Below are 14,171 nucleotides of genomic sequence, written 5' to 3' on the forward strand. Positions count from 1 at the left end.
CCGATTCAACCCTACCCCCGCCTCGGCATTCTTCCGTTGACGAGGATCAACCGGGCCGGACGCTCAACCGCGGGGCGACGGAACGTTCTGCACACCGTTGGGAGCGAGCCCCGCTATACGCGGCGTCTCGCATTGAACGTCCGAATTCTGGGCCCTGTGTCGAAGCGCATGGTCGATCAACACGATCGCCAACATGGCCTCGGCGATCGGCGTTGCCCGAATGCCGACACACGGGTCATGCCGGCCGTGTGTATTGACGATAACAGGGTTTCCCGTCTTGTCGATCGAACGGCGATCGAGACGGATGCTCGAGGTCGGCTTGATTGCCATGCTCACGAGGACATCCTGCCCGGTCGAGATACCCCCCAATACGCCACCGGCATTGTTCGATAAGAATCCCTCCGGCACCATTTCGTCACCGTGCTCAGTGCCGAGTTGAGCCACGCTTGCAAACCCCGCCCCGATCTCCACCCCCTTGACTGCGTTGATGTTCATCATCGCGTAGGCGATATCCGCATCAAGCCGATCGTAGACCGGCTCACCCCAGCCAACGGGAACACCACTGGCGACGACATTTATCCGCGCTCCCACCGAATCCCCGGATCTGCGCAGATCATCCATATATTTCTCAAGTTCGGGGACGATCGCGCTGTTCGGCGCAAAGAAAGCATTGTTGTCGATCTCGCACCACGACTCGAATGGAATCTCGATCGGCCCGAGTTGAGCCATGTAGCCACGGATCATCACGCCGTAGCGTTCGCGCAACCATTTGCGGGCTATCGCGCCTGCCGCTACCCGTACCGCCGTTTCACGTGCCGACGAGCGCCCGCCTCCGCGATAGTCACGAATGCCATATTTTTGCCAATAAGGGTAGTCTGCGTGGCCTGGCCGGAATGTTTCGGCGATATTGCCGTAATCCTTGGAGCGCTGATCCTGGTTGCGAATCAAAAGGCCGATTGGCGCCCCCGTGGTCCGACCTTCAAAGACACCCGACAGTATTTCCACCGTGTCGGGCTCGCGGCGCTGGGTCACATGACGTGACGTTCCGGGTTTGCGCCGATCCAGCTCCGACTGGATATCGGCCTCGGTGATCTCCAGTCCCGGGGGACAGCCATCAACCACGCAACCGATAGCCGGTCCGTGCGATTCGCCGAAAGATGATACGCAGAAGAGTTTTCCGATGGAGTTGCCGGACATGCTGAAATCCGTGGGTCGAGAGATAGCCAGCCAGTCTATCAAAAGCGGGAGCCCGCCCCAATCGGTCCCACCCGATCGAGGCGACTCCATAGTGGACCACCGCGTCTAGCGGAAGAACTCTTCGAGGCGTTCGAAAACCGCGTGGTCCGCACCGTGGCGCGCCACCGCGACTACATCAACAAGCTTTTCGAGTTGCCGGATCATTTGCTCGAGACGCTGATCCTCGAAGACAAGCAACCAGATGCGGCTGCGACCGCTGTCACCGATCGGCATGCACAGGATACCTTCCATGTTGAAGGCCCGCCTCGCAAACAGCCCGCAGATGTGGGACATCACCCCGGCGTGGTTGTTGACCTCGAGCTCGAGGATAACTTTCGAGAAACCTGCCTGTTGCAGAGGTTCTGCTACGTGTTCCATGTCCTTCAGCCTCCGATCATTTCGGTATTGGCTGCACCCGGTGCAACCATCGGATAAACAAACTCCTCGCGATCGATCGAGGCATGAATCAGGCACGGTCCCGGCGCATTGAGGGCCTCGGCAAGCGCGGCACGCGGATCTTCATGGGCATCCAGATCCATGGCGGGGATCCCGAACCCTTCCGCAATCCTGATGAAATCAGTGTGGCGCGCATATTTCGAGGCATAGGTGCGCTTTCCGTAGAAAAGCTTTTGCTGCTGATACACAAGCCCGAGTGAGTTGTTGTTCATCAGCACGATCTTCACATTCAGATTCTCGTCGGCCAGCGTGCCAAGCTCCTGGATGTTCATCTGCAGGCTGCCATCGCCCGAGAAGCACACCACGGTGCGCTCGCGATCGGCGAGTGCCGCACCGATCGCAACCGGCATGCCAAAACCCATCGTGCCAAGCCCGCCCGAGGTCAGCCACTGCCTCGACCGCCGGAACGGGTACGCCTGAGCGACCCACATCTGGTGCTGCCCCACATCGGTGGTGATCACGGCGTCATCATCAAGTGCCTCGGCCACTGCATGGATCAGACCATAGTGGCTTCGGGGATTTTCGCGGTCCGGCATCTGCAGCGGAAACCGTGACCTGAGTCCTTCCACATGGGAAAGCCAACGCTTACGCAGCATCACCTTGACCCGCGGCAGCAGTGCATCGAGAACCGTCGCAACGTCGCCAGCGATCGCGACATGGGCCGTCTTGATCTTATGCAGCTCCGACGGATCGATATCGATATGAATGATCTTTGCCTTCGGACAGAACTCGGCGGTCTTGCCAATCGCGCGGTCATCGAAGCGCGCGCCGACGCAGATCAGCAGATCGGCCTCCTGCAGTACGAAATTGGTATAGCGTGCACCATGCATGCCAAGCATGCCGATGCTGAGCGGATGATCCGTGGGCATCGCGCCAAGCGCCATCAAGGTCATGGTCGTCGGCAGTCCCCCCTGCTCGGCGAGCGTAACCGCTTGATGGGCGGCCCCCGAGTGAACGACCCCACCACCGAGATAAAGTACGGGCTGCTCCGCTTCGTTGATCATCTTCGCGGCGATCTCCACCGCGCCGAGATCGATGACGGCTGCGGCAGCAGGCCGGGCAGGCTCGGGCAGGTCTTCCACATCGATCACTGCGGTCTGGACATCCTTCGGGATATCCACCAGCACCGGCCCTGGCCGGCCGGACATGGCTATGCGGAAGGCTTCCGGAATGACCGTTGGCAATTCGGAAACGTGACGAACCAGGAAATTGTGCTTTGTGATCGGGATCGACATCCCGTAGATGTCGACTTCCTGGAACGCATCGGTCCCGATCATCGACAAGGGCACCTGCCCCGTGATTGCGACCATGGGAATCGAGTCAAGCTTGGCATCCGCGATCGCTGTCACCAAGTTGGTGGCGCCCGGGCCGGACGATGCAAAGCACACTTCCGGCCGGCCCGAGATACGCGACATACCCTGCGCGATGAAGCCAGCACCTTGCTCGTGACGAGCAAGGACGTGGTGGATCAACTCGCTGCCTGACAGCGCATCGTAGAGTGGCAGTATGGCACCGCCGGGTACACCCGCTATGGTGCGCACCCCCTGTCGTTCGAGCAGGCGGACAATCAATTGCGCACCGGTCATCTGAGACATTGCTGAAACTCCTTCATGTTGGCTCTGGCGTTCAATCCGGCGGCCAAAACGAAAAACCCCGCCGGCTGCGCGCCGGCGGGGTTGGTAAGCTGTATTTTCCTAGTTTGCCTTTTATCCCGTCACGACGCGCGTTTCCCTACGCTTACTACGCGTACTACGACAGCTACTACAGAGCGAATGTCGAAGGAAACCGGGTTCATCGAACGATGCGGACAAAAGTTGGATCTGGAGTGGTGGGATGAAACCACATCACGAGCGTCATTTCAAGAGACGATGCCCCACATTCATGAATTTCTTCAAGAGGAGCCCGCCGTGCCGTCGCGCAAGGCCCTACGCAGGATCTTGCCGACATTCGTCTTGGGCAACTCGTCGCGAAACTCAATCAGGTGCGGCACCTTGTAGGCTGTCAGATTCTCGCGGCAATAAGCAACGAGCGCCTCCTTGGTAAGGCCCGGGTCCTTTCGCACAACAAATGCCTTTACCGCTTCCCCGCTGCGCTCATCGGGGACACCGATCACGGCCGCCTCGATCACGCCAGGGTGGCTGACCACCACATCTTCCACCTCATTCGGATAGACATTGAAGCCAGAGATCAGGATCATGTCTTTCTTGCGATCCACAATCCTCAGGAATCCCGCGTCATCCATCACAGCAACATCACCGGTCTTGAGAAAGCCGTCACGCGTTATCACGCGGGCCGTCTCGTCGGGTCTGTTCCAATACCCCTTCATGACCTGAGGACCGCGCACACAGAGCTCACCGGACTGGCCTACCGGCAGATCATTGCCTTCATCGTCCCGCACAACGACGTCGGTCGAGGATATCGGCAAGCCAATCGAATGATTGAAAGCAGGCAGGTCTAGCGGATTGATGCATACGGCCGGTGAGGTTTCGGTCAATCCGTAGGCTTCAACCAGCGCCTTGCCGGTAACCTCCGCCCATTTTTCCGCAACGGCCTGCTGAACCGCCATCCCGCCCCCCAACGAGATGCGCAGGCAAGAAAAATCCAGTTTTGCGAAATCCGGGTTGTGCAAAAGCGCATTGAACAGGGTATTCACACCGGTAATGGCCGTGAAGCGATGTTTTCCCAATTCCTTCACGAATCCGGGAATATCGCGCGGGTTGGTAATCAATACGTTGGCGGCGCCGATCTTGAAAAAGGTAAGGCAATTCGCGGTGAGCGAAAAAATATGGTAGAGCGGTAGCGCAGTGATGATCACCTCTTCACCTTCGTGTAGAAAAGGCTTGATCCATGCATGGGCCTGCTGCAGGTTGGCAATGATATTGCCATGCGTCAGCATGGCACCCTTTGCGACGCCCGTCGTTCCTCCAGTGTATTGGAGAAAGGCAATATCGTCGTGCGCCGTATCTACCGCAAGAAGTTGATGCTCCCCGCCTTGAGACAGTGCGTCCGAAAAACGGACATGGCCTGGCAAGGACCACGGCGGCACCATCTTCTTGACATGCCGGACGACGAGATTCACCAGCATGCTCTTCGGGAAGCCCAGTTGATCTCCCAACCCGGTCACAAGCACCTGCCTGATCTCGGTGTGCGGCAATGCCTCCTGAAGCGTATGGGCGAAATTTTCGACGATTACGATCGCTTCCGCGCCAGAATCCTTAAGCTGATGCTCGAGTTCGCGAGCCGTATATAGCGGATTGCAATTGACCACGGTGTAGCCGGCGCGTAGTGCGCCGAACATGGCCACGGGATACTGCAGCACGTTGGGCATCATCAGCGCGACACGCGCGCCGCGCTCCAGTTTCAGCACGTGTTGAAGGTAGGCGCCGAACCGTGCCGAGAGCAGATCGAGTTCGGCAAAGGACAGAGCTTTCCCCATGTTGAGGAACGCACTGCGATTTCCGAACTTCCGGCAACTCTTTTCAAAGAGATCACCGATCGACCCGAATTCCTCCAGATCGATCTCGGCAGGTACACCAGGGGGATAGCTCTTGAGCCAAATTTTGTCCATTACGTCTCCTTCCAGTCGTTGGATTCCGAGGCCGGCAATTCATTCGACCCTGCCCTCCCGAGGCAGCTGGACAGCAGTATCCGGTTACCGCTCCCGCGTCTGCGCGCGCGGGTGACGGGAACATCGACGTACCCCCTGCTACGTCGATGGAATGAGCGCAATCAGGCCTCGTCGGACTCAGCGGGCCAGTTGCGAATATAGTTCTTCAACATCCGGTTCTCGAAACTCTGCTCTTCGAGTACAGCTTTGGCGACATCGTGAAAGGAGACCACGCCAAGCAGTGTGCCTTCGTCCATCACCGGCAGGTAACGCTGGTGATGGTCGACCATGAGCTTGCGAAGCTCATCCATTTCCATTTCCGGCGCAGCCACCATCGGGCTGCTGATCATTGCCTGCGCCACTGTCATGTCGAGCCAGTCACGTCCGGCCTCATGAACACGCTTGAGCACTTCGCGGAAGGTCAGAATCCCTGCCATCCGACCGTGCTCGAACACCACCAGCGAGCCGACATCCTGCTCGGCCATGATTGAAACCGCCTCGCCAAGCGGCTTGCTCGGTGCAATGGTGTAAAGCACCTTGCCCTTGATGGCGAGAATCTCACTGACCAGCATCTGCAACCTCTCTTGTTATATTTTGCGATCCGCGCAACGGCGCGCTACCGCTGGATGTTAGTGCATCAATGCGCCCCGGCAAAGCCGTTAGACCAAACCATGTCCACGCCGTGCCGCACAAACCGCGCCCCATCTATCATGCCGAACGCATGGCACCGCCAACCCGAACTTCATGCAGGCTGCCGCAGACGCAGGAAGCGGATCAGCCTTCCGGCGCGCCTCCCTTCCCGCCCTCACCTCAGCGCTCGAGATGCTTAAGCTTGCCCTTGGCCTTGAGCCAGTCATCTGCGTCCGGGAGCGGATCCTTTCGTTCGATGATCGGTTTCCAGTTTTTTGCGAGCTCAGCGTTGAGCGCAATGAAAGCCTGCTGATCATCCGGCACATCATCCTCGGCGAAGATCGCTTCCGCCGGACACTCCGCCACGCAGAGCGTGCAATCGATGCATTCGTCCGGATCGATGACCAGAAAATTCGGCCCCTCGCGGAAGCAATCCACCGGACAGACGTCCACACAATCGGTATATTTGCACTTGATGCAGGACTCGGTTACCACATAGGTCATTTGCCTTTGCTCCACTGGATGACGCGGATCGGGAACGACTCCGCATGGCTGGCGAATATAGCCGATTGCAGCCTTGCGGAAACCAGTATCGGCCACACAAGGAAAGGGCGTTCGCTTGACTGACGATCGGCATTAGCATAACTTGCGTGTCACAAACCTTTCGACAAAGCCATCCTGCGCAATGTCAACCCCGGTTTTCTGGTCAGATCTGACCGACCGACCCAAACATTCCCTGTAATCCCTGTTGTGAGGAATCATGAGCGAGCATATCCATTACGTCACTGACGGCAATTTCGAGGCCGAAGTGTTGCAGTCCCAGACGCCCGTACTGGTGGACTACTGGGCGGAATGGTGCGGCCCGTGCAAGATGATCGCCCCGATTCTGGACGATGTTGCGGCCGAATACAGCGGCAAGCTCAAGGTTGCCAAGCTCAATATTGACGAGAATCAGGAAACCCCGGCCAAATTCGGGATCCGCGGCATCCCCACCTTGATGCTTTTCAAGGGCGGCAACGTCGAGGCAACAAAGGTCGGGGCACTTTCGAAGTCACAGCTGACGGCTTTCATTGACAGTAATCTCTGAGGCGCACAGAATCTCGCCTCTGACTGCGGCACCTCCGGTGCCAGCCGACGATCCGGTGCCGCAGTCCGTATCACCCCGCAAGTAAAATCCCCTCATTCTTCGGTCCCTTACCGGACAATCGCCATGCATCTTTCAGAGCTAAAGTCTCTGCACGTCAGCCAATTGCTGGAAATGGCCATCGCCAATGAAGTCGATGGCGCAAACCGCCTGCGAAAGCAGGAACTGGTGTTTGCACTGCTCAAGAACTGCGCCAAGAAAGGTGAGCCGATTTTTGGCGACGGCGCACTCGAAGTGCTCCCCGACGGTTTCGGATTCCTGCGCTCCCCGGATATTTCCTATCTGGCGGGCACCGACGACATCTACGTATCACCCTCACAGATCCGCCGCTTCAACCTGCGCACAGGGGACACCATCGAGGGCGAGATCCGGACACCCAAGGAAGGGGAGCGTTACTTCGCCCTCGTCAAACTCGACAAGGTCAACTACGAGGCGCCAGACGCCTCGAAGCACAAGATCCTGTTCGAGAACCTGACGCCACTTCACCCGACCGAATGCCTCAAGCTCGAGCGGGACATCCGTGGCGAGGAAAACACCACCTCAAGGGTGGTGGACATGATCTCGCCGATCGGCAAGGGCCAGCGCGGCCTGCTGGTAGCACCGCCGAAGACTGGCAAGACGGTGATGCTGCAGCATATTGCGCACGCCATTACGTCGAACCACCCAGATGTCGTGATGATCGTGCTGCTCATCGACGAACGCCCGGAAGAAGTCACCGAGATGCAACGGTCGGTCAAGGGTGAGGTCGTCGCCTCGACCTTCGACGAGCCTGCCACCCGACACGTGCAGGTCGCAGAAATGGTTATCGAAAAGGCCAAGCGACTGGTAGAGCACAAGAAGGATGTTGTCATCTTGCTCGATTCGCTGACGCGACTTGCGCGTGCCTACAACACAGTCGTGCCCGCCTCGGGAAAGGTCCTCACCGGCGGTGTGGACGCCAACGCCCTGCAGAAGCCCAAGCGCTTCTTCGGAGCGGCCCGCAATGTCGAGGAAGGTGGCTCCCTGACGATCATCGCCACGGCGCTGATCGACACCGGCAGCCGCATGGACGACGTGATCTACGAGGAATTCAAGGGCACCGGCAACATGGAGATCCACTTGGATCGCCGTATGGCGGAAAAGAGGGTCTACCCGGCGATCAACGTCAACCGCTCTGGCACCCGGCGCGAAGAACTGCTGCTCAAACCCGACGTCTTGCAGAAAGTCTGGATCCTGCGCAAGCTTCTCTACGGCATGGACGATATCGATGCAATGGAGTTTCTGCTCGACAAGATCAAGGCCACCAAGAGCAACGGCGAGTTCTTTGACGCCATGCGCACCGGACGGTAACCGGAACGCCCCGCCCAGCGGGGCGTTTGCTTTTGAAGCGAGAAACTTTCAGCGCTCGAAGAGTGCGATCGACTCGACATGCGAAGTCTGCGGAAACATGTTTGCAATGCCCGCGCCCCTCAGCCGGTAACCCTTCTGATGCACCAGCACAGCCGCATCGCGGGCGAGGGTCGCCGGATTGCACGATACATATACGATTCGCTGCGGAGATTCCGGGCCTAGGGCCTTTACTACCGCAACCGCACCCTCCCTGGGCGGGTCTATCAGCATTTTGTCGAGATGCCCCAGCGCAGCCAGACTATCCTCGGTCGCTTCGAAGAGGTTCGCCTCGTAAAAGGCGGCCCGCTCGGCAAGGCCGTTGGCTGCTGCATTTTCCGCAGCACGACGTACCAGGGCAGCGCTTCCCTCGACTCCTACCACCGAGGCCCCAAGCCTGGCCATCGGCAAACTGAAATTGCCAAGCCCGCAGAAGAGGTCTGCGATCCGCTCACCCGCACGCAGTTCAAGCAGGCCAATCGCACGCCGGACCAGCAACCGGTTGGTATGAACATTCACCTGCGTGAAATCGGTCGGTCGAAACGCGAGACCAAGATCGAATTCGGGCAGCGTGTAACACAGATCCGGCGCGTTGACGGGATGAAAGCGCCGTGCACTATCCGGACCGCCCGCCTGCAACCAGATCTGCACGCCACGTTCATCCGCGTACCGACGCAACAAGGTCTCGTCCCCACCGCTCAGCGGCAGCAGGATACGAAACACCAGCACCGTCACATCCTCACTGATCGCGACCTCGATCTGTGGAACGCGGTCGGGAATCGACAAGCGGGCGACAAGCTCGTGCAGACTCGGTAGAAGGGCAGAGATGGCAGGCGCCAGTACCACACAGTGACGCATATCAGCAACGTAGCTACTACGACGCTCATGAAACCCGATCAGCACCCCACCCTTCTGCGGGACGAAACGCACCGTCAGCCGCGTGCGATTGCGGTAACCCCATGTGGAACCGTGAACTGCCGGATAGATGATCTCGGGCCGTACTCCGCCGATATGTCGCAGCGCGTCTTCAAGCACGCGTTGCTTCGCCGCCGTCTGAGCCGCAGCATCCAGATGCTGCATACTGCATCCGCCACAATGGCCGAAGTACTCGCAGCGAGGCACAACCCGCTGGGCGCTACCCTTCACGACCTCGCGAGTGCTCGCCTGGGCATAGTTCGGTCGACTCTTGGTAACGTCGTACACCACTGTTTCACCGGGAAGCGCACCTTCGATGAACACCACCTTGCCATCAGCATGGGTGACACCGCGCCCCTCATGATCCAGGGACTCGATGATCGCGACAGACATGGCCACTTCCCCCGACGCAAAGGTCGCGATTGTAGCCGATCGAAAGCAGCCCCCTCACTCCCGCCCTATAATTGCGACCCATGATCAGCACACTCCTTGGCGGACTCACGCCACAGCAATTTCTGACCGACTACTGGCAGAAGAAGCCCCTTCTGATAAGACAGGCGCTGCCTGACTTCAAGGGCATCATGTCGCATGACGCCCTGCTCGCCATGGCGCAGGACGAGGATGTCGAGTCGCGCCTTGTGCGAAGAGGCAGGGACGGCTGGGAGGTCCGATCGGGGCCGCAGCGTGCAGCGGATCTGCGGCGAAAGCGCGATCCCTGGACGGTCCTGGTTCAGGGCGTAAACCTTTCTGTCGAAGCCGGCGACGCACTGATGCGCTGTTTCAATTTCATCCCCCAAGCCCGTCTGGACGACTTGATGGTCAGTTACGCCACCGACGGCGGTGGGGTTGGTCCCCATTTCGACAATTACGACGTGTTCCTCTTGCAAGGCACCGGGCAACGACGCTGGCGAATCAGCGATCAGCAGGACCGACGATTTGTCGAGGATGCCCCACTGCGCATACTCGCCGACTTTCAACCAACGGAAGAGTGGGTGTTGGAGCCGGGCGACATGCTTTATCTCCCGCCTCACTGGGCCCACGACGGGGTTGCCGTTGGTGAATGCACAACCTACTCGATCGGCTTTCGCGCACCCACCGCGCAGGAGCTCGCCGAGGGCTTCCTAGACTGGTTGCAGCAACGCATCGCCCTTGAGGGAATCTACAGCGACCCGGATCTTCAGCCGGCCACCGAACCGGCTCGCATCGAAGCCGGCATGATCGAACAGATCGCCCGCATGCTTGAGCAGATTCGCTGGAACAAGGACATGGTTGCCGATTTTGTCGGCAGCTATCTCAGCGAACCGAAGGCACACGTTTTCTTCGACCCTCCCGATTCGCCGATGTCTCCAAAGCGCTTCGCCGAGGCGATAGCGAAAAACGGATGCCGCCTTGACCCGCGGGCACAACTGCTCGTCAGTGCAAACGCCCTGTATCTTAACGGCGAGCGTGTCGACGAATCCGCTCTAGAGGATCGCGATTTGCTCGCGCTTGCGAACAATCGCTCGCTACCGGCGGAGCGTTGTAAAAATGCGACAAACCCGGAGGGCCTTTATGAGCTCTATCTGGATGGTTTTCTGCATCCGGACGCACGCTCGCAATGACTTCTGAAGCGCTCGGCAGCCTCTCTGAATATCGCGACGGCATTCATCGTCTATTGCCATTGGCCGACTTCGCATTCGACATCTTCGACCCCGATCTCGTCAGTTGCGGGCTTGAGACCAGCGATTCGATCTCACGCCTGACCGAGCAATTCAATGCGCATCGTCATCTCGCGATGCGCATCGTTGTTCATGATCCGGGCTATATCGAGCAACATTGCCCACGTTTGCTGACCCTATGCAGGCTGCGTTCAGAACAGATCCACATTCGCGTAAGCGCTCTGCATCACCGGAACTGGCAGCAGCCGTTTGCCCTTGTCGACGGCCGGCACCTCCTGACGCGATTCCATGTCGATAGCCCGCGTGGCAAATTGTGTCTCGACGATACAGCGCTGACGGCCCAGTACCTCGCACAATTTGAAACACTTTTTCAGGCCTCCACACCCGGTCCGAATGGCGCCTTTCTTGGGATTTAGGGTACATTGCCGACGTTGCGGCAACGCAACACGCGAAGACGCAAAAAGTCAGGCGTGACCGCTCTATCGCGACAGGCAAAAGTCCTGCGTGTGCAATTTGCTGAAATCACTTCATCGTAAAAGGATCTCAAAATGAACAAGTCCCTCCTCGTTGCTGCCCTGATCGCCCTCGCCGTGTCCGCTTGCGGCAAGAAAGAGGAGCCGGCTCCGGTTGTCGAGCAAGCCGCTCCCGCCGCGACCGAGCAAGCTGCTCCGGCCACCACTGAACAAGCTGCTCCGGCTGCTGACCAGGCTGCCGCTGCTGCCGGCCAGGCCGCCTCCGCTGCTGGTGATGCCGCCGCTGCGGCAGGTGCCGCTGCTGGTGACGCAGCTGCCGCCGCTGGCGATGCCGTGAAGGCCGCTGGTGATGCCGCTGCCGCTGCTGCTGGCGATGCCGTCAAGGCCGCTGGTGATGCCGCTAAAGAAGCCATGCCCAAGTAATTTCGCGATCCGCGAAATCAAGAAGCCGGCTAACGCCGGCTTTTTTTGCGGCATTGATTCCGCAGGCGATATCTTCTGCCGATACATGTCAGCCATGCGGACAGATCCGAGCGAGAAAAAGGCCGATCCAAGGATCGGCCTTTTTCTCGTCACCAAATGTCTGGCTTCCGGACGCGAGCGCTAGCGCAGTTGCTCCTGGAGGACAGTAAGTATCCGCTTCGGGGTATCCCCTCTTGCCTCGCCCCCTTCTTTGGTAAGAATCGAGACAACGGACTCGCCACCTGACTGCACGACTCGCACGCGATACTCGCTCGCATTCCCGAGTTTGGCTTTGTCATCGCGCCAGAATGCAAGTTTTGACAGCAAACCACCCCCAGCTGTGGCGTTATCGACTTCCGGATCGACGTACCGCACAAAGTAGATACCTTGCGCCCGATCACGATCCTCGACCACAAACCCGCTCCGATCCAAAGCCAGGCCGACACGCCGCCACGCTCGATCGAAGTCGTCCTGCACATGCAACAGCGACGATCCATCTGTTCGCTGCTCGAGCGTTGCACGACTGGGTGTCGCCTGCGTTGCCAGCAGCGTCTTCGCCTTCGCCTCCTCGGCACCCAAGCGAACCATCAAACGCGACAGCATTTCTGCCTCGAGTTCGGGATCAACCGCTCGCGGCTGCCAGATGGTTTGATCCTTCGCTTCGTTCGGATAGATTTCCATCATGCCACGATGGCTGACGTAGACTTCGGTCGTACCCGGGGTCTTTCCAGGCTCAAGCCGGGTCCGGAACTTGTCTCGCTCCGGTGTCGAGTAAACACTGTCGAGAACCTTGCCCAATGTGCGGCGCAGGAAATCCTGAGGCAGTTTGGCCCGGTTTTCAGCCCAATCGGTTTCCATCACACCGATGTCGGGTTGATCGATATTGAGTACGAACCCGTTTTCGATCCAGAACGACCGGATCTCTGGCCATAGCTGCTCGGGTGTCCCTTTCACGACAAGCCATCGCTCGCTTCCGGCACGCTCGATGTGCATATCAGGCGAAGTCCCTGCTTGGACATTCGCGACCGTTTCCGAGGGCTTTGCCTCCCGATCGGCCGAATACGAAGAGAATGTTGCAACACCGCGCTCACCGGCCTCCGGCATTGCGTAACGGCTCCCCGTTGACGGCGCGGTCAGGTCCGGCGGAATCTCGAGTGACGGGGCCTTCCGGGCACTCTTGTAGTCAATGCCCTTGCTGTCACCGATCGAACCGCAACCCGCAATACCGAGCACCGCAGCCGCAAGCGCAACAGTAATAATTCCTTGCTCCATTGGCTGTTTCATCCGCTTGACCTGTTTCATGCCTCGATACCAGCCATACGCATCGCCGAAAGTACGCGTCCGTGGCATGCTTCGCTCAATGGCGTAAGGGGAAGACGGATTCCCTGCTCCATCAACCCCATCTTCGCTACGGCCCATTTGACAGGAATCGGATTTGCTTCGCAGAAGAGATCCCGGTGTAGACCTACCAAACGGGCATTGATCTCTCGAGCTGCAATAGCATCACCCCGTAGCGCCGCCACGCACATCTGATGCATCAATGCAGGTGCGACGTTTGCCGTAACCGAGATCGTGCCGTGTCCGCCCAGCAGTATGAAAACCATCGCGGTCATGTCATCACCGCTGTACAACGCAAAGCCGGCAGGAGCCCGGGCAACCAGGTCACAGGCACGTTCGATGTTACCCGTCGCATCCTTGAGCCCCACAATGTTAGGCACTTCAGCCAGCCGAAGCGCCGTATCGTTGGAAAGGTCAGCGACCGTCCGACCGGGCACGTTGTACAGGTAAAGCGGTAGATCCACGGCCTCGGCAATACGCCTGAAATGCCGATAGAGGCCTTCCTGAGTCGGGCGGTTGTAATAAGGCACGACCGACAGGCCTGCTGCCGCTCCAGCCTGCTTGGCAAACTGCGAGAGTTCGACCGCTTCCTCCGTGGAGTTGGCGCCCGTTCCGGCAATGACAGGCACACGACCCGCCGCGTATTCAACACTTGCACGAATGAGTTCGCAATGCTCTTCGACATTGACGGTTGGCGACTCGCCGGTCGTGCCAACAATGACGATGCCGTCAGTACCTTGAGCTACGTGCCAATCGATCAGGCTGCGCAAGCGCGGGTAATCCAGACTGCCATCTTCATGCATTGGCGTCACGATAGCGACGATAGATCCGGTAATCATCTCGGCTCAGACCACAAATAAAGAATCGATTGTACCCGATTGGCCGAA

The 14,171-nt window shown here is 58.7% G+C and carries 14 protein-coding genes; 4 read left to right on the forward strand and 10 right to left on the reverse strand.

Annotated elements, in window-relative coordinates; genetic code table 11:
• Nucleotides 1-63: 63 nt before the first annotated feature.
• The 6 genes from aroC to fdxA all read right to left on the reverse strand — a co-directional run bounded on the left by aroC (nt 64) and on the right by fdxA (nt 6,433).
• On the reverse strand, nt 64-1,197 hold the full coding sequence (aroC, locus tag GQB03_RS15615) for a chorismate synthase (protein ID WP_159691398.1): 1,134 nt from the start codon (nt 1,195-1,197) through the stop codon (nt 64-66).
• A 105-nt stretch (nt 1,198-1,302) separates the two neighbouring features.
• Complete coding sequence (ilvN, locus tag GQB03_RS15620) at nt 1,303-1,614, reverse strand: acetolactate synthase small subunit (RefSeq protein ID WP_159691401.1); 312 nt, start codon at nt 1,612-1,614, stop codon at nt 1,303-1,305.
• A 5-nt stretch (nt 1,615-1,619) separates the two neighbouring features.
• Entirely contained in the window at nt 1,620-3,287 is a 1,668-nt protein-coding gene (ilvB, locus tag GQB03_RS15625; RefSeq protein ID WP_159691404.1) for an acetolactate synthase large subunit, read from the reverse strand.
• A gap of 296 nt (nt 3,288-3,583) precedes the next feature.
• Nucleotides 3,584-5,260, reverse strand: coding sequence for a long-chain-fatty-acid--CoA ligase (locus GQB03_RS15630; RefSeq protein ID WP_159691407.1), 1,677 nt, complete (start codon nt 5,258-5,260; stop codon nt 3,584-3,586).
• A 161-nt stretch (nt 5,261-5,421) separates the two neighbouring features.
• Nucleotides 5,422-5,871, reverse strand: coding sequence for a CBS domain-containing protein (locus GQB03_RS15635; RefSeq protein ID WP_159691410.1), 450 nt, complete (start codon nt 5,869-5,871; stop codon nt 5,422-5,424).
• A gap of 238 nt (nt 5,872-6,109) precedes the next feature.
• Nucleotides 6,110-6,433 carry a ferredoxin FdxA gene (fdxA, locus tag GQB03_RS15640; protein WP_159691585.1) on the reverse strand — a complete coding sequence of 108 codons (324 nt, stop codon included), beginning with the start codon at nt 6,431-6,433 and terminating at the stop codon, nt 6,110-6,112.
• A 256-nt stretch (nt 6,434-6,689) separates the two neighbouring features.
• Here fdxA and trxA point away from each other — a divergent pair, with 256 nt between their 5' ends.
• A complete protein-coding gene (gene trxA, locus GQB03_RS15645; protein WP_159691413.1) occupies nt 6,690-7,016 on the forward strand; it encodes a thioredoxin TrxA in 327 nt (108 codons plus the stop codon).
• 123 nt (nt 7,017-7,139) lie between these two features.
• The gene (gene rho / locus GQB03_RS15650; protein WP_159691416.1) at nt 7,140-8,402 is read left to right on the forward strand and encodes a transcription termination factor Rho; all 1,263 of its coding nucleotides are present in this window, start codon (nt 7,140-7,142) and stop codon (nt 8,400-8,402) included.
• Nucleotides 8,403-8,450: 48 nt separating this feature from the next.
• Here rho and rlmD read toward each other — a convergent pair whose 3' ends face one another.
• Complete coding sequence (gene rlmD / locus GQB03_RS15655; protein ID WP_159691419.1) at nt 8,451-9,746, reverse strand: 23S rRNA (uracil(1939)-C(5))-methyltransferase RlmD; 1,296 nt, start codon at nt 9,744-9,746, stop codon at nt 8,451-8,453.
• Between the two features lie 377 nt (nt 9,747-10,123).
• Here rlmD and GQB03_RS15660 point away from each other — a divergent pair, with 377 nt between their 5' ends.
• Both GQB03_RS15660 and GQB03_RS15665 read left to right on the forward strand, forming a co-directional pair.
• Complete coding sequence (locus tag GQB03_RS15660; protein WP_327516858.1) at nt 10,124-10,954, forward strand: JmjC domain-containing protein; 831 nt, start codon at nt 10,124-10,126, stop codon at nt 10,952-10,954.
• Nucleotides 10,951-11,427, forward strand: coding sequence for a DUF7931 domain-containing protein (locus GQB03_RS15665; RefSeq protein ID WP_159691425.1), 477 nt, complete (start codon nt 10,951-10,953; stop codon nt 11,425-11,427). The genes GQB03_RS15660 and GQB03_RS15665 overlap by 4 nt, the downstream gene beginning before the upstream one ends.
• Before the next feature lie 111 nt (nt 11,428-11,538).
• Here the strand turns inward: GQB03_RS15665 and GQB03_RS15670 are convergent, their stop codons facing one another.
• The 3 genes from GQB03_RS15670 to dapA form a co-directional block, all read right to left on the reverse strand.
• Nucleotides 11,539-11,994 (reverse strand): hypothetical protein, encoded by a 456-nt coding sequence (locus tag GQB03_RS15670; protein ID WP_159691428.1) that lies wholly within the window; start codon nt 11,992-11,994, stop codon nt 11,539-11,541.
• A 93-nt stretch (nt 11,995-12,087) separates the two neighbouring features.
• The gene (bamC, locus tag GQB03_RS15675; protein ID WP_407644543.1) at nt 12,088-13,248 is read right to left on the reverse strand and encodes an outer membrane protein assembly factor BamC; all 1,161 of its coding nucleotides are present in this window, start codon (nt 13,246-13,248) and stop codon (nt 12,088-12,090) included.
• On the reverse strand, nt 13,245-14,123 hold the full coding sequence (gene dapA, locus GQB03_RS15680) for a 4-hydroxy-tetrahydrodipicolinate synthase (RefSeq protein WP_159691431.1): 879 nt from the start codon (nt 14,121-14,123) through the stop codon (nt 13,245-13,247). The genes bamC and dapA overlap by 4 nt, the downstream gene beginning before the upstream one ends.
• Nucleotides 14,124-14,171 lie beyond the last annotated feature (48 nt).

The organism is Cognatazoarcus halotolerans, assembly GCF_009800965.1.
Classification (GTDB): Bacteria; Pseudomonadota; Gammaproteobacteria; order Burkholderiales; family Rhodocyclaceae; genus Cognatazoarcus; species Cognatazoarcus halotolerans.